Origin of the sequence: Vibrio sp. 1F263, assembly GCF_041439035.1 — a bacterium.
In the GTDB taxonomy this organism is placed as follows: Bacteria; Pseudomonadota; Gammaproteobacteria; order Enterobacterales; family Vibrionaceae; genus Vibrio; species Vibrio tasmaniensis_A.
On the sequence record NZ_JBGONI010000011.1, the window covers coordinates 81,116 to 107,570 of the forward strand.

The 26,455-nt window shown below is 45.2% G+C and carries 22 protein-coding genes; 17 read left to right on the forward strand and 5 right to left on the reverse strand.

The features are described 5' to 3' along the window. Positions 1–71: 71 nt before the first annotated feature. From pfkA to ACED25_RS10050, 3 genes are all read right to left on the reverse strand, one after another. Positions 72–1,034 carry a 6-phosphofructokinase gene (gene pfkA / locus ACED25_RS10040; RefSeq protein ID WP_009848871.1) on the reverse strand — a complete coding sequence of 321 codons (963 nt, stop codon included), beginning with the start codon at positions 1,032–1,034 and terminating at the stop codon, positions 72–74. Positions 1,035–1,350: 316 nt separating this feature from the next. Continuing rightward, positions 1,351–2,259: a CDF family cation-efflux transporter FieF gene (gene fieF, locus ACED25_RS10045; RefSeq protein WP_009848870.1), complete on the reverse strand. Its 909-nt coding sequence runs from the start codon at positions 2,257–2,259 to the stop codon at positions 1,351–1,353. A 163-nt stretch (positions 2,260–2,422) separates the two neighbouring features. Then, on the reverse strand, positions 2,423–2,932 hold the full coding sequence (locus ACED25_RS10050) for a CpxP family protein (RefSeq protein WP_371695195.1): 510 nt from the start codon (positions 2,930–2,932) through the stop codon (positions 2,423–2,425). Between the two features lie 179 nt (positions 2,933–3,111). Here ACED25_RS10050 and ACED25_RS10055 point away from each other — a divergent pair, with 179 nt between their 5' ends. The 4 genes from ACED25_RS10055 (at position 3,112) to trmL (ending at position 6,431) form a co-directional block, all read left to right on the forward strand. Next, positions 3,112–3,801, forward strand: a complete 690-nt coding sequence (locus tag ACED25_RS10055; protein WP_009844719.1) for a response regulator — start codon at positions 3,112–3,114, stop codon at positions 3,799–3,801. After that, entirely contained in the window at positions 3,801–5,180 is a 1,380-nt protein-coding gene (cpxA, locus tag ACED25_RS10060) for an envelope stress sensor histidine kinase CpxA (protein ID WP_012604972.1), read from the forward strand. The genes ACED25_RS10055 and cpxA overlap by 1 nt, the downstream gene beginning before the upstream one ends. Positions 5,181–5,256: 76 nt before the next feature. After that, positions 5,257–5,874, forward strand: coding sequence for a superoxide dismutase (locus tag ACED25_RS10065; RefSeq protein WP_012604973.1), 618 nt, complete (start codon positions 5,257–5,259; stop codon positions 5,872–5,874). Between the two features lie 77 nt (positions 5,875–5,951). Beyond that, positions 5,952–6,431: a tRNA (uridine(34)/cytosine(34)/5-carboxymethylaminomethyluridine(34)-2'-O)-methyltransferase TrmL gene (gene trmL / locus ACED25_RS10070; protein WP_371695196.1), complete on the forward strand. Its 480-nt coding sequence runs from the start codon at positions 5,952–5,954 to the stop codon at positions 6,429–6,431. A 175-nt stretch (positions 6,432–6,606) separates the two neighbouring features. On the opposite strand, the gene ACED25_RS10075 is transcribed toward trmL, so the two are convergent. Next, a complete protein-coding gene (locus ACED25_RS10075; protein WP_012604974.1) occupies positions 6,607–7,131 on the reverse strand; it encodes an FxsA family protein in 525 nt (174 codons plus the stop codon). A gap of 284 nt (positions 7,132–7,415) precedes the next feature. Between ACED25_RS10075 and aspA the strand changes: the two genes are divergently transcribed. The 11 genes from aspA to ACED25_RS10130 all read left to right on the forward strand — a co-directional run bounded on the left by aspA (position 7,416) and on the right by ACED25_RS10130 (position 22,125). Next, positions 7,416–8,867, forward strand: a complete 1,452-nt coding sequence (gene aspA, locus ACED25_RS10080) for an aspartate ammonia-lyase (protein ID WP_371695197.1) — start codon at positions 7,416–7,418, stop codon at positions 8,865–8,867. Between the two features lie 181 nt (positions 8,868–9,048). After that, positions 9,049–10,356 (forward strand): anaerobic C4-dicarboxylate transporter, encoded by a 1,308-nt coding sequence (locus tag ACED25_RS10085; protein WP_009844713.1) that lies wholly within the window; start codon positions 9,049–9,051, stop codon positions 10,354–10,356. Positions 10,357–10,867: 511 nt separating this feature from the next. Then, entirely contained in the window at positions 10,868–12,316 is a 1,449-nt protein-coding gene (locus ACED25_RS10090; protein ID WP_012604975.1) for a YfcC family protein, read from the forward strand. Between the two features lie 804 nt (positions 12,317–13,120). Continuing rightward, a complete protein-coding gene (gene arcA / locus ACED25_RS10095; protein ID WP_009844709.1) occupies positions 13,121–14,344 on the forward strand; it encodes an arginine deiminase in 1,224 nt (407 codons plus the stop codon). A 72-nt stretch (positions 14,345–14,416) separates the two neighbouring features. After that, positions 14,417–15,328 carry a carbamate kinase gene (gene arcC, locus ACED25_RS10100; RefSeq protein WP_009844708.1) on the forward strand — a complete coding sequence of 304 codons (912 nt, stop codon included), beginning with the start codon at positions 14,417–14,419 and terminating at the stop codon, positions 15,326–15,328. Positions 15,329–15,506: 178 nt separating this feature from the next. Next, positions 15,507–16,517 carry an ornithine carbamoyltransferase gene (argF, locus tag ACED25_RS10105; RefSeq protein WP_135384678.1) on the forward strand — a complete coding sequence of 337 codons (1,011 nt, stop codon included), beginning with the start codon at positions 15,507–15,509 and terminating at the stop codon, positions 16,515–16,517. Between the two features lie 499 nt (positions 16,518–17,016). Beyond that, a complete protein-coding gene (gene pyrB / locus ACED25_RS10110; protein ID WP_004729720.1) occupies positions 17,017–17,946 on the forward strand; it encodes an aspartate carbamoyltransferase in 930 nt (309 codons plus the stop codon). Between the two features lie 15 nt (positions 17,947–17,961). Continuing rightward, a complete protein-coding gene (pyrI, locus tag ACED25_RS10115; RefSeq protein WP_009844706.1) occupies positions 17,962–18,426 on the forward strand; it encodes an aspartate carbamoyltransferase regulatory subunit in 465 nt (154 codons plus the stop codon). Positions 18,427–18,753: 327 nt separating this feature from the next. Continuing rightward, entirely contained in the window at positions 18,754–19,242 is a 489-nt protein-coding gene (locus tag ACED25_RS10120; RefSeq protein ID WP_009844705.1) for an arginine repressor, read from the forward strand. A gap of 175 nt (positions 19,243–19,417) precedes the next feature. Continuing rightward, positions 19,418–21,283 (forward strand): protein-disulfide reductase DsbD, encoded by a 1,866-nt coding sequence (locus ACED25_RS10125; protein ID WP_371695198.1) that lies wholly within the window; start codon positions 19,418–19,420, stop codon positions 21,281–21,283. Between the two features lie 212 nt (positions 21,284–21,495). Further along, positions 21,496–22,125 carry a response regulator transcription factor gene (locus tag ACED25_RS10130; protein ID WP_012604978.1) on the forward strand — a complete coding sequence of 210 codons (630 nt, stop codon included), beginning with the start codon at positions 21,496–21,498 and terminating at the stop codon, positions 22,123–22,125. Here ACED25_RS10130 and ACED25_RS10135 read toward each other — a convergent pair. After that, positions 22,122–23,873, reverse strand: a complete 1,752-nt coding sequence (locus ACED25_RS10135) for a potassium/proton antiporter (RefSeq protein WP_371695199.1) — start codon at positions 23,871–23,873, stop codon at positions 22,122–22,124. The two genes, ACED25_RS10130 and ACED25_RS10135, sit on opposite strands and share 4 nt — an antisense overlap. A 416-nt stretch (positions 23,874–24,289) precedes the next feature. On the opposite strand from ACED25_RS10135, the gene ACED25_RS10140 reads away from it, so the two are divergent. Together ACED25_RS10140 and ACED25_RS10145 are read left to right on the forward strand one after the other, a co-directional pair. Then, complete coding sequence (locus ACED25_RS10140; protein WP_009844701.1) at positions 24,290–24,556, forward strand: DUF4212 domain-containing protein; 267 nt, start codon at positions 24,290–24,292, stop codon at positions 24,554–24,556. Positions 24,557–24,566: 10 nt separating this feature from the next. Continuing rightward, entirely contained in the window at positions 24,567–26,270 is a 1,704-nt protein-coding gene (locus tag ACED25_RS10145; RefSeq protein ID WP_371695200.1) for a sodium:solute symporter family protein, read from the forward strand. Positions 26,271–26,455: the final 185 nt, after the last annotated feature.

The window sequence follows — 26,455 nt, forward strand, 5'->3', positions numbered from 1 at the left end:
ACGACAGGCACAAAAAAACCGCTGAACAATCAGCGGTTTTTAATATTTTTTAAGCGAACGCTAAGCTTGGCTTAGAATAACTCTTCTGCAACGCGGAACAACTCAGAACGGTCTGGGTTCTGCATGTTCTCGATACAGTCGATGATATCGTGATGAACAAGAGCTTCTTTCTCGATACCAACACAACGACCACCTTGACCTTCTTGAAGAAGGTGAACGGCGTAGTTGCCCATACGAGAAGCTAAAACACGGTCAAATGCAGTAGGACGACCACCACGTTGAATGTGACCAAGAACGGTTGCGCGAGTCTCACGACCTGTTGCCGTTTCAATCTCTTTAGCCAATTCGTTCGCGTCCATCATTAGCTCAGTTAGAGCGATAATTGCGTGCTTCTTGCCTTTCGCAATACCATCTTGAATATTGCTGATTAGCTGATCTTTATCTAGGCCAGTCTCAGGTGTAATGATGTACTCACAACCACCCGCGATTGCTGACATAAGCGTAAGGTCACCACAGTGACGGCCCATGATTTCAACAATAGAAATACGTTGGTGAGAAGAAGACGTATCACGTAGACGGTCGATTGAATCGATAACAGTGTTAAGCGCAGTTAGGTAACCGATAGTGTAATCAGTACCCGCGATATCATTGTCGATTGTGCCTGGAAGACCGATACATGGGTAACCCATCTCAGTCAGTTTCTTAGCACCCATGTAAGAACCGTCACCACCGATAACAACAAGTGCTTCGATACCGTGCTTCTTAAGGTTCTCGATGCCTTTCTCACGAACAGCAACGTCTTTGAACTCAGGGAAACGTGCAGAACCTAAGAAAGTACCACCACGGTTGATCACGTCAGATACGCTTGAACGGTCAAGCTTTTCGATACGGTCTTCCACAAGGCCTTGGTAGCCGTCGTAAATGCCGTAAACTTCAATGCCAACTGATAGCGCAGTACGAACTACACCGCGAACTGCTGCGTTCATGCCTGGAGCGTCACCACCACTGGTCAAAACACCGATCTTCTTAATCATGCTCACCCTCGATTTTTGGGAATCTATTATTCAATTCTTGTTCTTGCTGATTGTATATCAACAAGATTTTAAATCTATATTTGTACGTTATGTTACATTTCCTCAACAGGAATAGCACTTAAATCACGTAAAATTATGTAACATTTCTACTTCTGTAAGAGTATTACAGTTTTACTCAATAACTTTGTTGATTCACATCAGAATCAACATTAATTGTTACTAAGGTGATTTTTGAATCACCTTTGAGTTAGCAATTTTTACTCACTTTAGTTCAAAAGCCATTCACTTGCCATTTGCTGCCTAATTTTTAGACGCATTACCATGAGTGAAATTTCTGCTGCTTCTCTGGGCCAAATACGACCGAATATGGATCTTGATGAATTAATACATCAGCATCAGGGAACACTGAAATAAGCTTGTCCTCTACTTCGTCAGAAATGCGGTGTGCTTCAATCAGTGGGATATTATCTTCGAGTTCTAAATGCAATTGAATGAAACGAACAGGCCCAGAACGGCGCGTTCTTAGTTGATGTACACCCAGTACCCCTTCCACACTCAACGATGCCTCTTTAATTTGCTTGAGCTCTTCATCGGGTAGCTTGTGATCAAGTAGAGATTGCACCGCTTCCATCGCCATTTGGTAAGCACTGTAAAGAATGTAGATGCCGATACCAATCGCGAATACCGAGTCTGCTTGACCGATACCAAACCAGCTCAGTGCTAGCGCCAGCATAATCGCCGCATTCATATAGAGGTCAGATTGATAATGCAGTGAGTCAGCCGCAATTGCTTGGCTACCCGTTTTGCTCACAACATGCTTTTGGAATCGAACCAAACCGAAGGTCATGACCATTGCGAACAAGCTGACATAAATACCAATTTCAGGAGAGTTCAGCTCATGCGGTCGGAAGAAACGTTCAATACCGTTAAGAATAAGGAAACAAGCTGAACCAGAAATAAACATCGCTTGTGCTAATGCAGCAAGAGATTCGGCCTTGCCATGACCAAAGGTATGTTCTTTATCAGCTGGCTGCAGAGAGTAACGAACCACCACAAGGTTGACGACAGAAGCGGCGATATCCAACAGTGAGTCAACAACAGAAGCTAATAAACTGACTGAGCCTGTCACCCACCACGCTGCAACCTTCACAACCAATAATATGGAGGCAATGATGGTGGCAGCCCAAGCGGCGAGCGTAACTAAACGTGCGTATTCTTGTTTCATAAATTGGCTATAAAGTGACTGATAGCACAAAGTATAACCCGCAAAACACCGATTGAATATGACAGCTAGGATCTAATACATTCATTTTAAAGATCAAAAAAAGCGGCACTAGGCCGCTTCTTTCTAAACACTTTCAATCAATTCAGCTTTTTCAAACCATGAATTACTTATCTTTGTTCATGCGTTTTTCCATTTTGTCCGCACATTTAGCCATGCGATCTTGCTGGATTTCTTTCAGTTGAGTCTTCTGTTCAGGTGTTAGCACGCTCATCATTTGATGTTGCTTCTTCAGCATGGTTAAACGACGCTCTGTTTGCTTCTCTACCATTTGGGTTGCTAGGTCGTTTGCCGCCGCTTCATCAAAGGTATCGGCTAGAACTAAATCTTGAACTTTCTCGTGGTGCGCTTTCATCTGCGCCATCTTGTCCGCTTTATTACCTGAATGTTTTGCTTTCATTTCAGCACGGTTCGCTTCACGCATCTCTTTTAGCTCTGCTTTTTGAGCATCCGTCAGATCCAGTTGGCGCATCACTTTTTTGTCAAAGCCGCCACACTTGCCGTGCATGCCTTTGTAGTCACCTTTATCGCCACCGCCATATGCGAACGCGCTTGCTGTACCTAACATAAGTGGAAGTGCCGCAGCTACTAGTACAAGTTTCTTAGTCATTTTCATAATTTTTGCCTCAATTCGGTATAATCAGTCATGTGTTGCGTTTGTTTTCAGCGCTTAGATATAGATTAGTCTTTCCCTCGTAAAGCGACGTTTAGAAAGCGTAAAGAATCGTAAAGAGTGAAAGTTGACGAATAATTAGCAGTATTATTAACCTATAAACAACTGATTAAGGCTTCCCAATGGCGAACATTCTTCTTATAGATGACGACACCGAGCTAACCGGCTTACTTAAAGACATACTGAGCTTTGAGGGATTCACTGTTTCCGAAGCCAATGACGGCTATGCGGGGTTGGAAGCTATCAATGATGAGATAGATTTGATTCTTTTGGACGTGATGATGCCGCGCCTTAACGGTATGGAAACGCTAAAGAAACTAAGAGAAAATTGGGAAACGCCAGTACTGATGCTGACAGCTAAAGGTGAAGAGATCGACCGTGTTATTGGCCTTGAGCTTGGCGCAGATGATTACTTGCCAAAGCCTTTCAGTGACCGAGAGCTGCTCGCTCGTATTCGTGCCATCTTACGTAGAACGCAGATCAACACCGCTCCTAAAGCTGCCAGTGATAAGATTCAATATCAAGACATTGAAGTGTTCCCCGGCAAGCAAGAAGCTTATTGTAATGGCCAGCTTATCGATCTTACCACCACCGAGTTCGCTTTGCTGAGTCACCTAATCCAGAACCCAGGGCAAGTGATCACCAAGGAAGCGTTGAGTTTGGATGTGCTGGGCAAAAGGCTTGCAGCATTTGACCGTGCGATAGACATGCACATATCCAACCTACGTAAAAAAATCCCAGAACGCAGTGACGGTAAATCTCGCATCAAAACCTTACGAGGCCGTGGTTACTTATTGGTAGAGGAAGATTAATGCGTATCCCTAAAATCACCAGCTTATATGGACGTATCTTTGCTATCTTTTGGTTCACCATGTTACTGGTGCTTTTGTCGGTACTGTCACTTCCCCATTTAGACCCGCGAGTGGCGCGCGATGTGCCTGCCGATCATCTCGATAAACTCGAACGTATCGCTAAATTCACAGAAAAGCGCTACGCCAAAGAATCTAACCTGGGAAAAATAGTGTTCCAACTTGAGGCACCGCGTAGCCGCAAGGATTCTCGTGCTCGTATTTACCTAACCGACCTTGAAGGCGCGGTCCTTACATCGAAAAGACACTCAAATTACAAACTTAAAGCGATTCGTAATTTTGTTACCTCGATAGATAACCCTGAATTACCCAAGCAAAAGTTATACGGACATTACATGGTAGCAGGGCCAGTCCCTATCACACTCGCTGGAGAAGAATTACTGATGTATGCCGGAGTAAAATGGAACCAACCTCCTCCATTTTTGCTGCGCTTATTTGATAGACCTTTACAGTTATTGCTTGCGGTAATGCTAGCAAGTACCCCACTGCTATTATGGTTAGCTTGGGCATTGAGCCAACCTGCTCGTAGGCTTGAACGCGCAGCACAACGTGTGGCGAAAGGTCAGTTTGAGGTCGATCCCACACTCGAAAAAGGCACCTCAGAATTCAGACAAGCGGGTGAGAGCTTTAACCAGATGGTCGAAGCGGTTAATCAGATGATTTCGGGGCAACAACGCCTACTTTCAGATATCTCACACGAGCTACGATCGCCATTGACCCGCCTTCGCATGGCCAATGCTCTTGCGATTCGTAAACAGGGTGAGAGCCAAGAGTTAGAACGTATTGATATGGAAGCTCAGCGATTAGAGCAAATGATCAGTGAGCTACTGACGCTATCACGCATGCAGGTCGACAGCCATATTACTCGTGAGGTTCAGCCTATTTCGAGCTTATGGGAAGAGATCTTAAAAGATGCAGAATTTGAAGCTGAACAGATGGGTAAATTACTGACGTTTTCAGAGATCCCAGACCGTTCTATTTCGGGTAACCCTAAGCTACTGATGAGTGCCTTGGACAATATTACGCGCAATGCTATCTACTACGGTAAAGACCAAGTCGATGTGCAATTCGATGTTGTCCAAGATCGGCTGACGATTTGCGTCAATGATAATGGCGATGGTGTGCCTGATGACGAACTGGATTCTATCTTTAGACCTTTCTACCGAGTTTCAACGGCGCGAGATCGTAACTCTGGCGGCACAGGGCTTGGCCTAACCATTACAGAGAGTGCGATTCGTCAACACAGCGGAACCATCACTGCAAGCCGTAGCCAGCTCGGTGGATTACAACTCAAAATCACCCTGCCTATCCTGCCAGTGTAATACCCCTACAAAGATCGCAGTTGATAATGATTTCCATTATCATTATGGTGAGTCCTCTAATTAAGGAGGATTTACCATGTCACACTCTTTTCCTGCTCTACCCTACGCCTACGACGCCCTAGAACCTTACATTGACGCTAAGACGATGGAAGTGCATTACAGCAAGCACCATAGAACCTACTACGATAAGTTTGTTGCGGCGATTTCTGGCAGTGAACTTGAGCAGCAATCTCTGACCGAGATCTTCGCTAACATCTCTCAGCACAGCCCTGCCGTTCGCAACAATGGCGGCGGTTACTACAACCATATTTTATATTGGAACTGCATGGCTCAAGATGGCGGGGGTGAACCGGCAGGTAAACTTGGCGACGCGATCCAAAGTACTTTCGGAGATTTCGAGACATTCCAAGATCAGTTCGCTCAAGCGGCAATCAATACCTTCGGTTCAGGCTTTGCTTGGTTGGTAGTAGAAGAAGGACAACTGAAAATCATCTCGACCTCAAACCAAGACAACCCGTGGATGGATACCATCGCCAGCAACGGTGAGCCGATTCTTGCACTGGATGTCTGGGAACACGCCTACTACATCAGCTACCAAAACCGTCGCCCTGATTACATCAATGCATGGTGGAACGTGGTGAATTGGAATGCGGTTTCTGAAAACTACGCACAAGCACTCGCGAATAAAGCGTAAGCCAATGGTGGTGAACTGTACTCACTCAGCTTGCCACCGTATACTCTGGCTATCTTTGATTATTCTTGTGAACCAACATGTTTGATATCGCTCTATACGAACCTGAAATTGCGCCCAATACGGGTAACATCATCCGCCTATGTGCTAACTGCGGCGCAAACCTGCACCTGATTGAGCCGCTTGGCTTTGATTTTGAAGAGAAGAAAGTTCGTCGTGCTGGCTTGGATTACCACGACCTAGCGCGTGTTAAGCGTCACAAGAACCTAGAAGCCTTTCTTGAGTATCTAGAGAATGAACGCGAGGGTGACTTCCGCATCTTTGCTTGCACGACAAAGACCACAGGCCACCACGTTGATGCGAAATTCCAACAAGGTGATGTACTGATGTTTGGCCCTGAGTCTCGCGGCCTGCCTGCTGAGTTCATCGAAAGTATGCCAATGGAGCAACGTATTCGTATTCCAATGATGCCAGAAGCACGCAGCTTGAACCTGTCTAACGCAGTGGCCATTATTGCGTTCGAAGCATGGCGACAAATGGGTTTTGAAGGCGCGGTATAATACCAATCTCAGTAAATAACCGCTCGCACGGCCTGTTACCTGTTCCAGCTAGTAATCGTAAATAGCAGGTAACATGCAATAAAAAAGGCTCTTACCATTATCACTTTCTTGCGAAGGATAAAGGTAAGAGCCTTTTCTGTTTTTCCCTCTATATAAAGAAGAGAGAAAAAACGGATTAATTTAAGCGGTTACGATCGTTGTCATCGTCTTTCTTCTCAAATTCACCCTCAAAGGTGTTGCCGTCTTTTGATTGATCTGATGGGTCGCGATTGAATGGGTCTTGTCCAAATGGACTTTGACCAAAACCAGCCTGCCCACCCGCATGGAAACCGCCAGACATATTGGTCACCACCATTTTTTCCATCATTTTCTTGGCAATCATCGCTCTTGGTGCAGGCAGCAATACCAACATGCCGAGTGCGTCTGTCATAAAACCCGGAGTCAGCAGTAAAACACCTGCAACCGCAAGCATTACGCCTTCAAGAATCTGTTGTGCTGGCATTTCGCCTTGTTGTAGTCGACCTTGCACAGACATAAGTGTCTGAATACCTTGGCTACGAACCAGCGATGCACCCACAAATGCAGTGATCAAAACCAACGCGATAGTTGGCCACAATCCTAAGAAGCCACCAACTTGAATAAATAGCCCAATCTCAATGATGGGTACGAAGATAAAGAGTAATAATAAGATAGGAAACACACGCCCTCCTTTGTTACGTCCAGTTTACGCTGAAAGCCCTACCAATCTCAAATTTATCCTGTAAATAAGCGTGTTTATTGACCCGGAATAAGTTTGCTAAATATTGACGAAACAAAAACGAAAAAGGTGATCAACTTAATATTTTTATGCGCTAAGTACAGTATCATGTGCCACATAAGTCAGGACGGATTTATCAGCCCAATATTCTAGCGAACGGAGTATTTGCACACAGAATAGGCTAATAACTAACTATATAATCAGAATAATTCTCTAAGGATCCTGTTATGGCTACTCAATCAGAAGCTCAAGTTGAAGCTCCTCAAGCTACTCGTCTCGAAGAAGATCTATTAGGTCAACGTCATGTTCCGGCTGATGCTTACTACGGCATCCACACTCTACGCGCAGTTGAAAACTTCAACATCTCAAATGTAACGATCTCAGATGTACCTGAATTCGTTCGCGGTATGGTGATGACAAAGAAAGCAGCGGCTTTAGCAAACAAAGAGTTAGGTGTAATTCCAAGCGAAGTGGCTAAATACATCATCGAAGCTTGTGACCTCATTCTAGACACTGGCAAGTGCATGGATCAGTTCCCATCGGACGTTTTCCAAGGTGGTGCTGGTACTTCTGTAAACATGAACGCGAACGAAGTCGTTGCGAACGTGGCACTTGAACTTATGGGCAAAGAAAAAGGCCAATACGAGTTCATCAACCCAAATGACCATGTAAACCGCAGCCAATCTACAAACTGTGCTTACCCAACGGGCTTCCGCATCTCTGTTTACAACAGCGTTCGTAAACTGATCGATGCTATCGAATACCTAAAAGGTGCATTTGAGCTTAAGAGCCAAGAATTCAACACAATTTTGAAGATGGGTCGTACTCAACTTCAAGATGCTGTGCCTATGACGGTTGGCCAAGAGTTCCACGCTTGGGCTGTAACCATCAACGAAGAAATCAAAAACCTAGAATACACTTCAAAACTACTGCTTGAAGTTAACCTAGGCGCAACAGCTATCGGTACTGGTCTGAACGCAGCACCGGGCTACCAAGGCCTAGCAGTTAAGCACCTAGCAGAAGTAACTGGCCTAGAGTGTGTAGCGGCTGAAGATTTAATCGAAGCAACGTCTGACTGTGGCGCATACGTAATGACGCACGGTGCACTTAAACGTCTAGCGGTTAAACTGTCTAAGATTTGTAACGACTTACGTCTTCTTTCTTCAGGCCCACGCACTGGCTTTAACGAACTAAACCTACCTGAACTGCAAGCTGGCTCTTCAATCATGCCAGCTAAAGTAAACCCAGTTGTGCCTGAAGTAGTAAACCAAGTTTGCTTTAAAGTTCTAGGTAACGACAACACGGTTTCTTTCGCGGCAGAAGGCGGTCAGCTTCAACTGAACGTAATGGAACCTGTTATCGCACAAAGCATGTTTGAGTCTCTAGACATTCTAACAAACGCATGTGTGAACCTACGCGACAAGTGTGTAGACGGCATTACTGTGAACAAAGAAGTGTGTGAATCTCACGTATTTAACTCTATCGGTATCGTCACTTACCTAAACCCATACATTGGCCACCACGAGGGTGATGTTGTTGGTAAGATCTGTGCTGAAACAGGTAAAAGCGTTCGTGATGTAGTTCTAGAACGCGGGTTATTAACCGAAGAAGAACTTGATGACATTTTCTCTGTTGAAAATTTGATGCATCCTCAGTATAAAGCAAAACGCTACGAATAACGTTAGCGAAAAAGGGCTCCAAAGGGAGCCCTTTTTTAGGCTCCAATACGGTTAACCATGTTAATTTTGTGGATTTCTATTGGTTGCACTTTTGCGAAATAGAATCTAAACCATAGAACTATTATGTGAACATTCCAGCGGCGAATGTTCACATAATAAAATCTAAAATGAGGTGTTACTTATGATTGCAGTAGAACTATTTGTCGTCCTGCTCTTTATCTTTTTGGGGGCCAGAATTGGCGGTATCGGTATTGGTTTTGCCGGTGGTGCTGGTGTTATTGCCCTTTCACTGATTCTTGGCGTTCCAACAAGCCAGTCTTTCATCCCGATCGACGTAATCTTGATCATCATGTCGGTTATCACCGCAATTGCTGCTATGCAGGTTGCGGGCGGTATGGACTGGTTGGTACAAATTGCAGAAAACTTTTTGCGTAAACACCCTGAACGCATCACCTTTTACGCGCCGATTGTGACCTTTGTAATGACACTAATGGCCGGTACTGGTCACACAGCATTCTCTACGCTTCCTGTAATAGCAGAAGTAGCGAAAGGCCAAGGTGTTCGTCCTTCTCGTCCACTGTCTATCGCAGTTGTCGCCTCTCAAATTGCTATCACAGCTTCGCCAATCTCGGCTGCAGTTGTTGCTTTCGCAGCAATGCTGGCACCCTTTGGTGTTGATTACCTAACGCTATTGATGGTTTGTATCCCAACAACCTTCATCGCTTGTATGGTTGGTGCGGTTGTTGCTAACTACATGGGTAGCGAACTGAAAGACGATCCTGTTTACCAAGAACGTCTAGAGAAAGGCCTAATCAAACTGGCGACAGAAGAGAAACGTGAAATTCTACCAACAGCGAAGAGAGCAACGTACATCTTCCTAGCAGCAATTGGTTTCGTGGTTTGCTACGCAGCGGCTATCTCTAGCTCTGTTGGCCTAATTGAAAACCCAGCGCTTGGTCGTAACGAAGCGATCATGTCTGTGATGCTAGCAGCAGCAGCGGCTATCGTGATGTTCACTAAGATTGATGCTGCGAAGATTTCTTCAGCGCCAACATTCCGCTCTGGTATGACAGCGTGTGTTTGTGTACTTGGTGTAGCTTGGTTAGGTTCAACGTTTGTAAACGCACACGTTGCTGAGATCAAAGACGTAGCAGGTGCTCTACTGGCTGACTACCCATGGATGCTAGCTCTTGTTTTGTTCTTCGCTTCTATGCTGCTTTACTCTCAAGGCGCAACAACAGTTGCACTAATGCCAGCAGCTCTAGCGATTGGCGTAGCACCACTAACAGCCGTGGCTTCTTTTGCTGCAGTAAGTGCACTGTTCGTACTTCCAACTTACCCTACGCTACTGGCAGCGGTTGAGATGGATGACACAGGCTCAACGCGTATTGGTAAGTACGTATTTAATCACCCATTCTTCATTCCTGGTGTGGTAACAATCAGTACAGCGGTTGCACTCGGCTTCGCATTTGGCGGCCTATTCATCTAGTAATCACTAATGTTCTAAACTAAAAAAGGAAGCTTCGGCTTCCTTTTTTGTTTTCTGCTCAATGTGTTATTTGATACACGTCAAATAACCGTTATAAAATTCAAAAACCAACCAAAAATAAAGTTTGAATAAAATTCCAGGATTATTCAGGCCATTAATTAGGAATGCCTACCCAGTCAATCTCCCTTTGATTTACCGTCATCCCCATCGAATATTAATCCAAGCTAACTAACCAAAAAACCTTGCCAATTTTCTGCCATTTTTTCAGCCCTTTCATTAGCCATTATTTTTGTGAACAGCACCAAACTTAAATACTGACGTAAGGAATAAAATAACCGCAGCTAAATTAAATCTAACTTCATTTGGATTGGTAAATATAAAAACAACCTTAATTTAAAGTCAGCAACTTTATATCGTTGAGTGCTTTATAAGTGTCCGTGTATTTACAATCTATAAATCATTAGTCGCTAATTCACATCACTTCTATTTAAGATGATGTAAGGAGATAGCCATGACAACTCAAACGATACCAAGCGAGAAAAAAAAGGGCGGCTTCTTTGCCAACTTTAAATTTCCTTCTGCCTACACCATTCTATTTATTCTGATTGCGTTCGTCGCGCTGCTTACCTGGATTGTTCCAGCAGGCCAATACGACCGTGCAATGAATGAAGAGCTAGGCCGAGAAGTACCCGTAACCGGAACCTATCAAGCGGTAGAAGGTAACCCTCAAGGCGTGATTGATGTACTGCTAGCGCCTATTGATGGCTTCTACGACCACAATAGCTATGAAGCAGCGGCTATCGACGTTTCGCTGTTCATCTTAATCATTGGTGGCTTCTTAGGACTAGTAACCAAAACAGGTGCCATTGATGCCGGTATCGAGCGCGTTACCGCCCGCTTAGAAGGGCGAGAAGAGTTGATGATACCAATACTGATGGCACTGTTTGCCGCAGGTGGTACTGTCTACGGCATGGCGGAAGAATCACTGCCATTCTATACATTACTAGTACCAGTAATGATGGCAGCTCGCTTTGACCCTCTAGTTGCGGCTGCGACGGTATTGCTTGGTGCAGGCATTGGGGTGCTAGGCTCTACCATTAACCCATTCGCGACCGTTATTGCTGCCAACGCCTCTGGTATTCCATTTACCGACGGTATCGCGCTGCGTATTGGAATGCTGATTATTGGTTGGGGTATCTGTGTCGCCTACGTCATGCGCTACGCAAGAATGGTACAAGCCGATCCAACAACATCGATTGTTTACGACAAATACGAAGAGAACAAAGCGCACTTCCTTGGCAACGCAAGTGGTGAAAAACTGGAGTTCACCGCGACTCGCAAACTGATCCTGGCTATTTTTGGAGGCTCTTTCGCTGTCATGATTTACGGTGTATCCGTTGCTGGATGGTGGATGGCAGAGATCTCCGCGATGTTCTTAGCAGCGACTATTATTGTCGGTATTGTGTCTCGCATGAGCGAGGAAGAGTTCACTACTAGCTTCATTGACGGTGCTCGAGACCTACTGGGCGTTGCGCTTATCATAGGTATCGCACGTGGTATCGTAGTCGTAATGGACCGCGGTATGATCACCGACACTATTCTTTTCTCAGCAGAACAAATGGTGACTGGCCTTTCTTCAGTTGTCTTCATTAACGTGATGTTCTTCTTAGAAATTCTACTGTCATTCTTAGTACCTTCGACCTCTGGTCTAGCAGTGCTGACTATGCCAATCATGGCGCCATTAGCCGATTTTGCTGGCGTAGGTCGTGACCTTGTTATCACCGCTTACCAATCAGCATCTGGCTTGGTCAACTTAATCACTCCAACCTCTGCAGTGGTAATGGGCGGCTTGGCGATTGCTCGTGTCCCTTACGTGCGCTGGGTTAAATGGGTGATGCCATTAATCGGAATCTTGATGGTGTTCTGCATCGTTGTACTAAGTATTGGTGCGCTTATCTAAAGCCTGCACACCACCTTCTCGTTCAAAGCCGCTTTCTTAGCGGCTTTTTTATTGCTATCGCCCTCAGAGCCAGTCCCCAAAACAACCTCACGAGCTGCACACACTCTATTTAAAGCCTCTCTATAGCCAACCTCATCAGCCAACCTTAAACAATCCAAGGACACCTTCGACAAAGCGTAAATCAACGTTTTAATATTGATGTTAAGGCTAATAAAAAACAATCCATTCCTCTCCATTATGTTTATAAAAATATTTAGTCATTTATTAACGTTAATTATATTTAAAGTTATTCACCTTGTAATAACCAAAGGGGAAATAAAAGCTATTTTTATAGAAAACCGGCTTAAAAAAACCAATTATAAAGTGTGACCACAACAGCTTTATTCGCATTTATTTTGTTAATAAATAATTAATTTCACATCCAAAATTAAATATCTAAATAGAAACATTGCATACTTCCAAGCTAAGTACATTCTTATCAATAAAACTATTATGCATATAATACCTAACAATTTTGATTCTAGGCAGGTTCATCAAAAAAGCGTGCATAAAGTTCCCTAACAGCTAACTATTTAGAATGTAATCGTCATGACTAAAAGTGCATAAAGTTTGTTAAAACCCTTAATTTTAAAGGGCTGCAGGATAAAAAACGATTTGTGATAGATCTCTAAGAATACCTGACTAGCAGGCGTAATATTAATTCCAGACAAGAGATATGAATAAAATAATTCATTATTCTCCACTGAAAATAAATAATTACTCTTAGCGATAAAAGTAATTCAAATATATAAGAGAGAGACGATCATGAGTAAGTTCTATGTAGGTTCTGAAATAGGTCAATTGCGCCGCGTTCTAGTTCACCGCCCAAGACGCGCACTGACTCACCTAACACCCTCTAACTGTCACGATTTACTATTTGATGACGTACTGGCTGTTGAGCGCGCAGGTAAAGAGCATGACGCATTTACTAAAACGCTACGTGATCAGGGTGTTGAAGTTCTTCTTCTTACTGACCTACTAGCAGACACACTAGCAGTGCCAGAAGCGAAAGACTGGCTACTAAGCTGCCAGGTATCTGATTACCGTTTGGGTAAAACATTCGCTAATGATGTGCGCTGCTACTTGGGCGACTTACCAAACTTAGAGCTAGCAAAAATCCTAACGGGCGGTCTGTCTTACGCTGAAATGCCAATGAAATCATCTTCAATGATGCAAGGCATGCACGCACCAACTGACTTCATTATCGAACCTCTACCAAACCACCTATTTACTCGTGACACATCTTGCTGGGTATACGGTGGCGTATCTATCAACCCGATGGCGAAACCTGCTCGTCAACGTGAAACAAACCACGTTCGCGCTATTTACCGCTGGCACCCAACATTCGCAGGCGAAGACTTCATTAAATACTTCGGTGATGAAGAAAACATCAACTACGACAACTCAACAATCGAAGGTGGTGACGTTCTTGTTCTCGGCCGTGGCGCGGTTCTTATCGGTATGTCTGAGCGTACAACAGCACAAGGTGTTGAACACTTAGCGTCTAGCCTATTCAAACACGGTCAAGCGACACAAGTTATCGCAATGCAGCTACCAAAACACCGTTCTTGCATGCACTTAGACACCGTGATGACTCACATGAACGAAGATACGTTCTCTGTTTACCCTGAAGTGGTAAGTAAAGACGTGCAGTGCTGGAACCTAACTGGCGATGAGTCAGGCGCAGTGAAAGTGAAAGAAGAAGGCTACTTCGTAACAGCTATCGAGAAAGCACTTGGCGTAGACAAGCTAAACCTAATCACAACGGGTGGCGACAACTTCCATGCAGAACGTGAGCAGTGGAACGATGCAAACAACGTTCTAACGGTTAAACCTGGCGTTGTTATTGGCTACGAAGGCAACACATACACCAACGAAAAATACGACAAAGCAGGCATCACGGTTCTTCCGATTCCAGGAGACGAACTTGGTCGCGGTCGCGGTGGTGCACGCTGCATGAGCTGCCCAATTGAGCGTGATGGTATCTAATCACTAAGACGAAACGGCCAAGTTGAACGACCTTAAATAATCTCAACTTGGCCAAAATGAGAGAACACAATTATGACTAAGCAAACTGTTGTTGTTGCACTCGGCGGTAATGCCCTACTTCGTCGCGGTGAGCCGTTAGAAGCCGATGTTCAACGCCGTAATATTGAAACGGCTGTTAAAACCATCTCTGAAATCGCGAAAGTGTACAACGTGGTTCTAGTGCACGGTAATGGTCCACAAGTTGGCTTACTTGCTCTGCAAGGTTTGGAGTACAAAAAAGTAAACCCGTATCCATTGGATGTATTGGGCAGTGAGACTCAAGGCATGATCGGCTACATGCTGATGCAAGAGTTCAAAAACTACCTGCCTGACCGCAACATCTCATGCATGTTGACGCAAATGACCGTTGATCCAAACGATCCTGCATTCGCAGATCCAACTAAGCCAATTGGCCCGATCTACGAAGAAGCAGAAGCGCGTGAGTTAGCGGAGAAATTCCACTGGATCGTAAAACCAGACGGTCAACATTTCCGTCGAGTAGTGCCAAGCCCACGCCCTACTGGCATTGTTGAACACGAAGCGATCACTCAACTTATCGATGCAGGTCACCTCGTAATTTGTACTGGCGGTGGTGGCATCCCAGTGAAAAAAGAAAATGGCAAATTAGTCGGCGTTGAAGCGGTTATCGACAAAGACATGTCAGCGGCTTTCTTGGCGAAACAATTGGATGCGGATGCACTACTTATTCTGACCGATGCTGACGCTGTTTATCTTGATTGGGGCAAACCGACTCAACACGCACTGCGCAGTACTACACCAAGTGAATTGGCGAAGTTTACATTTGATGCAGGCTCAATGGGGCCAAAAATCGAAGCATCGTGCGAGTTCATTCAGCAAGGCGGCAAAGTAGTGGGTATCGGCGCACTCGAAGATGGTTTGCAAATCCTGCAAGGCCAAGCGGGCACCAATATCACCAAAGGTTAATGCACTAGCGAGCTTTATCATCTTGAGAGCCTTAAACCTTGAGAGCTTTTAAAGCTTGCGAAAACAGATTAAACGAAACAAACAAAACCGAACAACTTTAACTAAAAATTGAATCGCGCTTTCTTGAATTTTATTTCCCTGTAACAAGGAAGCGCCTAAATCTAAGAAGGAATACATCATGGCTTTTAACCTACGCAATCGTAACTTCCTAAAACTACTAGATTTCACTCCACGCGAAATTCAACACTTGTTAGATCTTTCTATGGAGCTAAAAAAAGCGAAGTACAACGGTTACGAACAGCCAACACTGACTGGCAAAAACATTGCGCTTATCTTTGAAAAAACCTCAACTCGTACTCGCTGTGCATTCGAAGTAGCAGCATTCGACCAAGGTGCTCGAGTTTCTTACTTAGGCCCATCTGGCTCTCAAATTGGCCACAAAGAATCAATGAAAGACACCGCTCGCGTTCTAGGCCGTATGTACGATGGCATCGAATACCGCGGCTTTGGTCAAGAAATCGTTGAAGAGCTAGGCGCTTACGCTGGCGTTCCTGTGTGGAATGGCCTGACTGACGAATTCCACCCAACACAAATCCTAGCTGACTTCCTAACTATGACGGAATACGGCCGTGGCAAGCAATTGCATGAAATCAAGTTTGCTTACCTAGGTGATGCTCGCAACAACATGGGCAACTCTCTGATGGTTGGTGCTGCTAAAATGGGCATGGACATTCGCCTTGTTGCTCCAAAACAATTCTGGCCAGAAGAAGAGCTATTAGCTCAATGTCGTGAAATCGCAGAACACACTGGCGGCAAAATCACGCTAACAGAAGATGTTCAAGAAGGCGTGCAAGGTTGTGACTTCCTATATACCGACGTTTGGGTATCAATGGGCGAAGCGAAAGAAGCATGGGCTGAGCGTATCAACCTAATGATGCCTTACCAAGTCAACATGGACATGATCAAAGCAACAGGCAACTCACATGTGAAATTCATGCACTGCCTACCTGCTTTCCACGGCGAAGATACAACTGTCGGCAAACAGCTTGCTGCTGAATATCCGCAGCTTAAAGATGGCGTAGAAGTGACGGATGAAGTGGTTGAGTCTGAATACTCTATCGTGTTCGATGAAGCAGAAAACCGCATGCACACCATCAAAGCAGTAATGGTTGCGACATTAGGCAGCTAATTACCTAAGAAACTAAACAGTTAAGACGTTAAAAATTAAGAAGCTAGGCACTCACTTGTTCGAAATACGTTGATAAGTTAAGTGCAATGACAGGGAAATGCGGGTGGCGTTCTTGGGATTTTGACCTTGAATAAAACTCGCATTTTTTTTCATGCGGTTGAAGAGATAATTTCCTGGAAAACCCTGTAAGTCTTAGCCCCAACAAAGACTTAAATGGGAGTTCAAAATGGACGTAATCTCGCATAAAAATCCATTAAATGAATACTTTACAGAAAGTATTGCATGGCCTTTTTATCTGAGTATAATCCTCCGCAATTTGTCTTAAGAGAGCAAAAAATGAACCGCAATTTTTTCGCACATGATTGTCAGCCAATACGCCTTAGAACGGCGTTGGTGTCATTTTTATTTTGCTCTATTGATCATTTCGAAGCCTCCTATTTTTAGGGGGCTTTTTTTTGTCCGCAATTTGACTGTATGCATAGAAAAAGGAAGACCCGTTATGGCGCATTCGTTATTTAACAAGCACATCATCTCCATTCCAGAGCTATCTCGTGATGAACTGGAGCTTATCGTCGATACTGCAGCAAGACTCAAAGCAGAACCAAACCCTGAGCTGCTGAAAAATAAAGTCGTTGCGAGCTGCTTCTTTGAGCCTTCAACTCGAACTCGCCTCTCATTTGAAACCGCAGTTCAACGCCTTGGCGGCACAGTCATCGGCTTTGATAATGGCGGCAACACATCGCTGGCGAAAAAAGGCGAAACACTTGCCGATTCCGTTCAAGTTATTTCATCTTACGTGGATGCCTTTGTGATGCGTCACCCACAAGAAGGCGCAGCACGTTTGGCCTCTGAATTTTCTAACGGTGTGCCAATTGTGAATGGTGGCGACGGTGCAAACCAACACCCAACGCAAACCTTATTGGATCTGTTCTCGATTTACGAAACGCAAGGCACGCTCGATAACCTCAATGTGGCTTTCGTCGGCGACCTAAAATATGGCCGTACCGTACACTCTTTGACACAAGCACTATCAAAATTCAATAACGTGCGTTTCTTCTTTATCGCGCCAGAAGTGTTAGCGATGCCTGATTACATCTGTGAAGAATTGGAAGAGATGGGCATCCAATACAGCACCCACAGCAGCATTGAAGAAGTGGTGCCTGAACTGGATGTCCTGTACATGACTCGCGTACAGAAAGAGCGCTTTGATGCGTCAGAATACGCGCACATGAAGTCGGCTTACATTCTAACGGCCGATACCTTGAAAGATGCACGCCAGAACATGAAGGTGCTTCACCCATTACCACGCGTCGATGAAATCACAACCGACGTAGATAAAACGCCACACGCTTACTACTTTGAACAAGCTGAAAACGGTGTATACGCTCGCGAAGCCCTATTGGCCCTAGTTCTTAACGACACTTTATAAGCAGGAGAAACAGTCATGGTTAAACAAACTCAGCTACAAGTAGAAGCGATCCGTAACGGCAGCGTGATTGACCACATCCCTGCTCATCTTGGTATCAAAATCCTCAAACTGTTTAAGCTACACAAAACAGAACAACGCATCACCATGGGGTTGAATCTGCCATCATCTGCGCTTGGTCACAAAGATCTGATCAAGATTGAGAACATCTTTCTGACCAAGGAACAAGCCAACCAATTGGCTCTGTATGCGCCGCAAGCGACGGTAAATCAGATTGAAGAGTACAAGGTGGTTAATAAGCTAACATTAGTACTGCCAGACCAAATCAACAGTGTGTACTCTTGCCCGAATAGCAACTGTATTTCGCACGGTGAACCCGTTGAAAGTAGCTTTAAAGTGCAGCTAAAACACGAAAACGTCCAACTAAAATGTCACTATTGTGAAAAAGTATTCTCTCGCGAGATCATGAGTGAAATCCGCTAGCCCTTAGCGCTCTTACCTTCGTAAAAGAAACCGCTCAAACTACATGGATATTTATTCCTAACCCGGAATAAATATCCACTTACCTAAAGAATAAAACTCCACAAAAAAAGCAAATAACCAGAATTTTGTTTGGTGATCACCTTCAAAAAGATAACTATTCTTTAGTGGTAGACTGGATGAATAGAAGATCATACATCACGCATACCCTTCCTATTTATTTCGGGATTCATCGGTAAGCCCTAATTAACAATCGTACTCTACGGCTTTGGGAGTGCGTTCTGCGCTATGGACAAGCGATATCAACACGTTGACCTTAAGGAGTTGTTCATGAACCAAATCACTGAGCACGGTTGCTTGTATTCAGCTGAAGATAAAACACTGACCGCAGCGTGCAAACGCTTACTACAACAGCAAAGCTTCTCGACCCAGAACCAGCTGCGAGAGAAACTCGTCGACATTGGTTATACAGGCATTAGCCAGTCGACTGTGTCTCGTATTTTGTCACAACTCGGTGTTGTCAAAATCCAGAACGCCTGTGGCAAAAAGGTTTACTGCATCACCGTAGAAAGCGCACCGGTACGTGTCGATGCGTCAATCTCATCACAAATCGAATTAATTACTCACAACCAAGCAATGGTGATCGTAAAAACAAACCCTGGTTGCGCACAGTTGGTCGCAAGATTGGTTGATATCGACCCACATACCGAGATTATCGGTACGGTTGGCGGCAATGACACGGTGTTAATTATTCCGAAAGACACCACGAATATAGATGCTTGCGAACAAGTAGTAAGAGCACGCTTAGGAGTGGCTTAAATGTCTTATTGGCAAAAGCTGACAACTCATGTTGAGCGACTGACACTCTCTCGACTGCCCCAGAAAATAGCCCACCCGCCTTAGGGGATATTTGTTTACCGATGAAACTAATCACAAACTATTACGGTCTGATTGAGTTAAGATACCTTCAACTCCATTTTGATGACTAAATAGTATGCGACGACTTGCCACATTACTTTTTGTTTGTGTTTCCCTGTTCACCCAGCCTGCGTGGGCGCTTTTTGGAAACGACAACGCCGAGCCAAGCTTCGGAGGCAATAACAACGGTTTTGTCCCTGTAGACCAAGCTTTCCCTTTCAATTACTACCAGCAAGACGGCAAGGTCCTTCTCGACTGGCAAGTAAAAGAGGGCTACTACCTCTATCAACATAGCCTCTCGTTCACTGGCCAAAATCTCACTATCGGCAATGTTGAAATGGAAAATGGCCAACCACACCAAGATGAATTCTTCGGTGAGGTGAGCATTTATACTCAGCCGTTATTCGTGCAAGTTCCTCTACAGAGTTACCAAGATGGCTCACAGCTGATCATTAAGTATCAAGGCTGTGCAGATGCTGGTTTCTGTTACCCACCAGAGATCCGAGTAATCGACATTGAACCGTTTACTGCGACGAGTTCTGGGGATATGAAAAGCAGTGATGTTCAAAACAGTGGTGCTTTACAAGGTTCTTCTGATGCAGCTGGTGAAGCTGACAATTCAGTACAAGCCTCTTCTCCTACCGCTGACGCAGCAAGCAATACCACTCAACAAACCAATGCTCCCGTTTCAAAAGAAGCAGGCTTAGCCGATAAGCTGGGTGACAGTTGGTGGACGCCATTATTATTCCTCGCACTCGGTGTTGGCTTGGCCTTTACGCCGTGTGTCCTGCCTATGTATCCGATTCTAACGGGTATTGTGCTAGGTGGCGGTAAGCTCAGCCAAGGTCGTGCGCTGATGCTGTCCTTCATCTACGTGCAAGGCATGGCGCTGACCTACACCTTATTAGGTTTAGTGGTTGCTTCAGCTGGCATGCAGTTCCAAGCTGCGATGCAACACCCTTACGTATTAATCGCGCTGAGTGTTCTGTTCGTGACGTTGGCGATGTCGATGTTCGGCGTTTATAACCTACAACTGCCAAGCAGTATCCAAACTTGGCTTAATAACCAAAGCAACAAACAACAAGGTGGTAATACCTTGGGCGTGTTCGCAATGGGCGCTATCTCTGGCTTGGTGTGTTCACCTTGTACCACAGCGCCACTGTCAGGCGCGTTATTGTATGTGGCTCAAAGTGGCGACCTATTAACCGGAGCGATCGCTCTGTATGCGTTAGCGATGGGTATGGGTATTCCGCTGATTTTGGTTGCGGTGTTTGGTAATAAGCTACTACCAAAAGCAGGCAGCTGGATGGACAAGGTGAAGATCGTATTCGGCTTTATCTTGCTGGCAGCGCCTATCTTCCTGCTAGAGCGAATTATTCCTGAATTGTGGGCAACGGTACTTTGGTCTGGTCTTGGGTTCATCGCCTTTGGTTGGCTTTACCACAGCAAGAATGCACTGCCATTCGGTGGTTGGAAACAGAGCGCTGTAGGTATCATCGCGATGCTTGGCCTATTCGCTTCAGCGCAACCTGCATTGAATTACTGGTTCGCAGAAAAGAGCGTTGTGGTTGAGCAACAAATCCAATTTGCACGCGTCAACACGGTTGAAGAGTTAGAAATCCAGCTCATCGAAGCCAAGAAACTCGGCAAACCAGTGATGCTCGATTTCTACGCCGATTGGTGTGTGGCATGTAAAGAGTTTGAGAAGTACACCTTCCACCAAGCAGATGTTGAGAACAAGCTTTCTGATTTCGTCCTGCTTCAGGCTGACGTAACGAGAAACATGCCTCAAGATATTGAACTGCTTAAACAATTACAGGTACTCGGCTTACCAACCATTGAGTTCTGGGATGGCGAGGGTAACCATGTTCCAAATGCTCGTGTGACGGGCTTTATGCCTGCCGATGTATTCTTAAAACACATGCAAGACCACCAGCTATAGCGACGACATTCGTCTAAATACAAGCACTAACGAAAGCCGCACCGCCCCTCCGTAACGAGATGGCAGTGCGGCTTTTTTGTTATTCAGAGTAACGCTTTCTTATTCTGGGGATAAAAGTCGATATGGTTCAGACTTTTAATGCATAAATATTGTCCACATACTCAATCAGGATGATAATAAATATTAACTAAATTGTTAAAAGTATGAACGTCATGGACTCGACCTATACCATCATCATTGCTGATGACCACCCTCTCTTTCGCAACGCCCTGTTTCAGTCAGTTCATATGGCTATCAGCGGTGCGAACCTGCTTGAGGCTGATTCTCTCGATGCCTTACTGACTCTACTAAAAAAAGAAGATGAACCGGATCTGTTACTTCTCGACCTTAAAATGCCGGGAGCAAACGGGATGTCGGGCTTAATTCAACTGCGTGCTGAATATCCAGATTTACCAATTGTGGTGATCTCAGCCAGCGAGGATGCTAGCGTTGTCACTCAAGTGAAGAGCCACGGTGCCTTTGGCTTCATTCCTAAGTCGAGTGATATGCGTGAATTGGTGAGTGCACTGAATCAAGTGCTGAATGGCGACCCGTTCTTTCCTGAAGGCCTTATCACCAACAATGCAGCCTGTAGCGACCTTGCGGAAAAGCTTTCCACACTGACGCCCCAGCAATACAAGGTATTAGGGATGCTTTCAGACGGCCTGCTGAACAAGCAAATCGCTTATGAATTGAATGTTTCGGAAGCGACTATCAAGGCACATATGACAGCCATCTTCCGTAAACTGGATGTGAAAAACCGAACTCAGGCGGTTATCTTGCTACAAGAAGTCCACAATTAGGCTTCACTTATATCCTCTTCTAAAGTCGTCTTTGGCAAACATAAACCCAACCTGACGACTTTATGATCATCTATCTCTGCAACCACCCAAGTAATGTCATGCCACACAAAACTATCGCCTAATACAGGGTGGGCACCGAGCTCTCGCTCAGCCAATTGTTTTAGCGTCATTTCTCGCTCTTCTTCCGAGCCCAGTTCGATACCATAACAATCACTGACCGCTGCAATCGATAGTTCGACATCCAGGAAGAAATCACCAAAGAATCGAGCGGCCTCTTCAGCTAGAGGAGCCTCACTGAATAGCGCACTTAAGCTATCTAGGTCTTTATCTTGACCAAGCACACAGAGAATATCGTTCGCCTCTAACACGGTGCTACCCGATGGGTGAAGCAAAGCATCTTTTCTAAACAGTGCCGTAATTCGCGTCCCTTCAGGCATAGACAAACGCTTAAGCGGTTCACCAACACACCACTTTTCTTCTTTCAGCTTGTAGACAAACATCTCCCACTCACTGGTCGGATAAATCTCCATGCCAGTACGAGAAATCGGTGTTGGTGTCGGTGGTAAGGTCACCTGAGCCAACCTCGCAACTTTCATCAAGCTACCGCCCTGAACAATCAGCGAAACCATAACCACGAAGAAGGCAATATTGAAGTAAAGCTGAGCATTGGGCAGGCCAGCCATCATCGGGAACACCGCCAAAATGATCGGCACAGCGCCACGTAAACCTACCCAAGAAACAAACCAACGTTCTTTGGTGGTAAAGCTTCTGAACGGCAGTAAACCCAACCAAACCGACAGCGGACGAGCAAACAAAATCATACCGAAGGCCAGCGCTAGCGCAGGCAGAGCAATGTCCATCAACGTTGATGGCGTCACCAATAAGCCCAATACCAAGAACATCACGATCTGGCTTAGCCACGTCATACCATCAAGAACATTAAGAATAGAGTGTCGAGAGCGCGTCGGACGATTACCAATGAACAGGCCTACAAGGTAGATCGATAAGATACCGCTGCCGCCCAGCATGTTAGAGAACGCAAACAGCGCCACACCACCACTGAGCACCAAAATAGAGTAAAGGCCATCCGCCAGTTGCACTCGGTTAATTAGACTCCATAGAACCCAACCTCCACCAATACCAACAAGGGTACCGATACCAAACTGCATCGCAAAGCTTTTCAGTAGAAAGTTCATCCCCATTTCAGCATCAGGCGTGCCCAGAAGCGCAATTAAGGTCACCGTCAGGAAAACAGCCATTGGGTCATTGGTACCCGATTCGATCTCTAGGGTTGAGCCAACACGCTCATTGAGGCTCTGCCCTTTCAACAAAGAAAATACCGCAGCTGCATCGGTCGAACCGACAATCGCACCGACTAAGATACCCTGCATCAATGACAGATCGAACAGCCAAGCCGCCATTAAGCCCGTTAGGGTTGCAGTACACGCGACACCTATCGTCGCCAGCGAGAGCGATGGCCAAAACGCAACCTTGAAGCTTGCGACCTTGGTTCGCATACCGCCATCAAGCAGGATCACGGCAAGCGCGAGGTTACTCACCAAATAAGTCAGTGAGTAATCATCAAAATTAATGCCACCGGGTCCATCTTCACCGGCTAACATGCCAACGAAAAGGAAGATCAAAAGAATCGGAACGCCCAAGCGAGAGGACACTTGCGAAAAAAGCACACTGATGGCGATGAGCACCGCACCAGTTAAAAATAAGTGGTTAATGGTTATTGCGTCCAATTCGTCCCCCCAAAGAATAAAACTCGAGCCTTAAGCCTGTTGATCTTCTGCCGTTAAGCAAGTCACGACCGGTGAAAGTACCGTAGTTACTATAACAAACTTATGTTTCGCTTCGTGTCATAGGCAGGACTAAATACCGTTTCTCAGTCATTTAGTTGTTAAATTTTATGACTCGCACTCTAATTCATCCCTTTTTGTTAGACCTTTGGCTAATTTAACATCATTGCAACATCACGTTTTTCTATGGTTCTGTCTCCTAGCTCCCATATTTCAGGACATTAGCGCTAATAGCGTCCCGACTAAAGTTGCACAGATCCCTTGACTTATCCTTGCTACACTCTAAATCGTAACATTACGTTAACACGGCAATTTCTACAGAAACGGTTTCTACGAAAACGGAATTAAAGGAGAAGGCAATGGCGTTCGAATCTACGGAACATGCTCAAGCCTACTGGAAGGAAAACTTGGGAATAATGGGAACACTACTCGCTGTCTGGTTTGTGGTGTCTTATGGCGCTGGCATCTTATTTGTGGATGTCCTAAATACCATTCAATTTGGCGGGTTTAAGCTAGGTTTTTGGTTCGCTCAACAAGGTTCAATTTATACCTTCGTGGCGTTGATATTTATTTACGTTGTTCGCATGAATAAGCTGGACAAAAAATACAACGTACAGGAAGACTAGAGGCTAGAACATGGATATTCAAACTTGGACGTTTATTCTCGTCGGTATTACTTTCGCAGTCTATATCGGCATCGCAATCTGGGCTCGTGCTGGAACAACGAGTGAATTCTACGTTGCTGGCGGCGGCGTACACCCAGTAGCAAACGGCATGGCAACAGCCGCTGACTGGATGTCGGCAGCATCATTCATCTCAATGGCTGGTATCATCTCATTCGTTGGTTACGACGGTGCGGTTTACCTAATGGGTTGGACAGGTGGTTATGTACTACTTGCGCTATGTTTAGCACCTTACCTACGTAAGTTCGGTCAGTTTACGGTTCCTGATTTCATCGGTGAACGTTACTACTCGAAAACAGCACGTATGGTAGCGGTATTTTGTGCAATCTTCGTATCATTTACGTACGTTGCAGGCCAGATGCGTGGTGTTGGCGTTGTATTCTCTCGTTTCCTAGAAGTTGATATTAACCTAGGCATCATCATTGGTATGGGTATTGTGTTCTTCTACGCAGTGCTTGGTGGCATGAAAGGCATCACTTATACGCAGGTAGCTCAATTCTGTGTCCTCATTTTCGCCTTCCTTGTTCCAGCAATCTTTACCTCAATCATGATGACAGGTAACCCACTTCCACAAGTTGGTATGGGCTCGACTCTATCAGGTACAGATGTATACCTACTTGATAAACTGGATGGACTCACCGAAGAACTCGGATTTACCGCCTATACCGAAGGTAACAAGAGCATGGTAGATGTATTCTTCATCTGTGCAGCTCTAATGGTAGGTACTGCCGGTCTTCCACACGTAATCATTCGTTTCTTCACGGTACCAAAAGTACGTGATGCTCGTATCTCAGCAGGTTGGGCACTACTGTTCATCTCATTGCTATACACAACAGCACCAGGCGTTGCAGCCTTCGCTCGTGTAAACATGATCGAAACGATTAACGGCCCAGACATGCAAGGTGTCGCAGCAGCAAACGCACCAAGCTGGTACAAAAACTGGGAAAGCACTGGCCTAGTTGGTTGGGAAGATAAGAACGGCGATGGCAAAATGTTCTACTCGGGCGACGAACGCAACGAGATGAAGATTAACCGTGACATCATCGTACTGGCTTCTCCAGAGCTAGCAAAACTACCAAACTGGGTTGTAGCACTACTTGCAGCCGGTGGCCTAGCTGCCGCACTATCAACAGCCGCTGGTCTACTACTGGTAATCTCAACGTCGATTTCACATGACTTGTTGAAGAAAGGCTTCAGACCAAACATGACCGACAAGCAGGAGCTATTAGCCGCTCGTTTGGCTGCCATGGTCGCGATTGTTGGCGCAGGTTACTTGGGTATTAACCCACCAGGCTTCGTAGCTCAGGTAGTAGCGTTTGCCTTCGGCTTAGCCGCAGCATCCTTCTTCCCTGCCATCATCCTAGGTATCTTCTACAAGAAGATGAATAAGGAAGGCGCAATTGCAGGTATGTTGTCAGGTATTGCCTTCACAGCAAGCTACATCATCTACTTCAAGTTCATTAACCCAGCAGCAAGCACACCGGAAAACTGGTGGTTTGGTATTAGCCCAGAAGGCATCGGTACGCTAGGTATGTGTCTAAACTTCGTAGTATCAATTGCTGTAAACAAAGTAACTGCTGAAGTTCCACAAGATGTACAAGATATGGTTGAGAACATCCGTTACCCGAAAGGTGCTGGTGAAGCTCACGACCACTAAACAAAGATGTTTAGCAAAAAATGAATCAGTACTTACATTGTAGGGATTAGGTACTGAATCTCAGAAAGCCGATACGTCATGTATCGGCTTTTTCTTTTCCCCTCCATTTTATAAAAAGATAAACAAAGGGTTGTTTTTAAAATCTCATTTGATAATAATTATCATTAACATCCCATTGAAGAGAT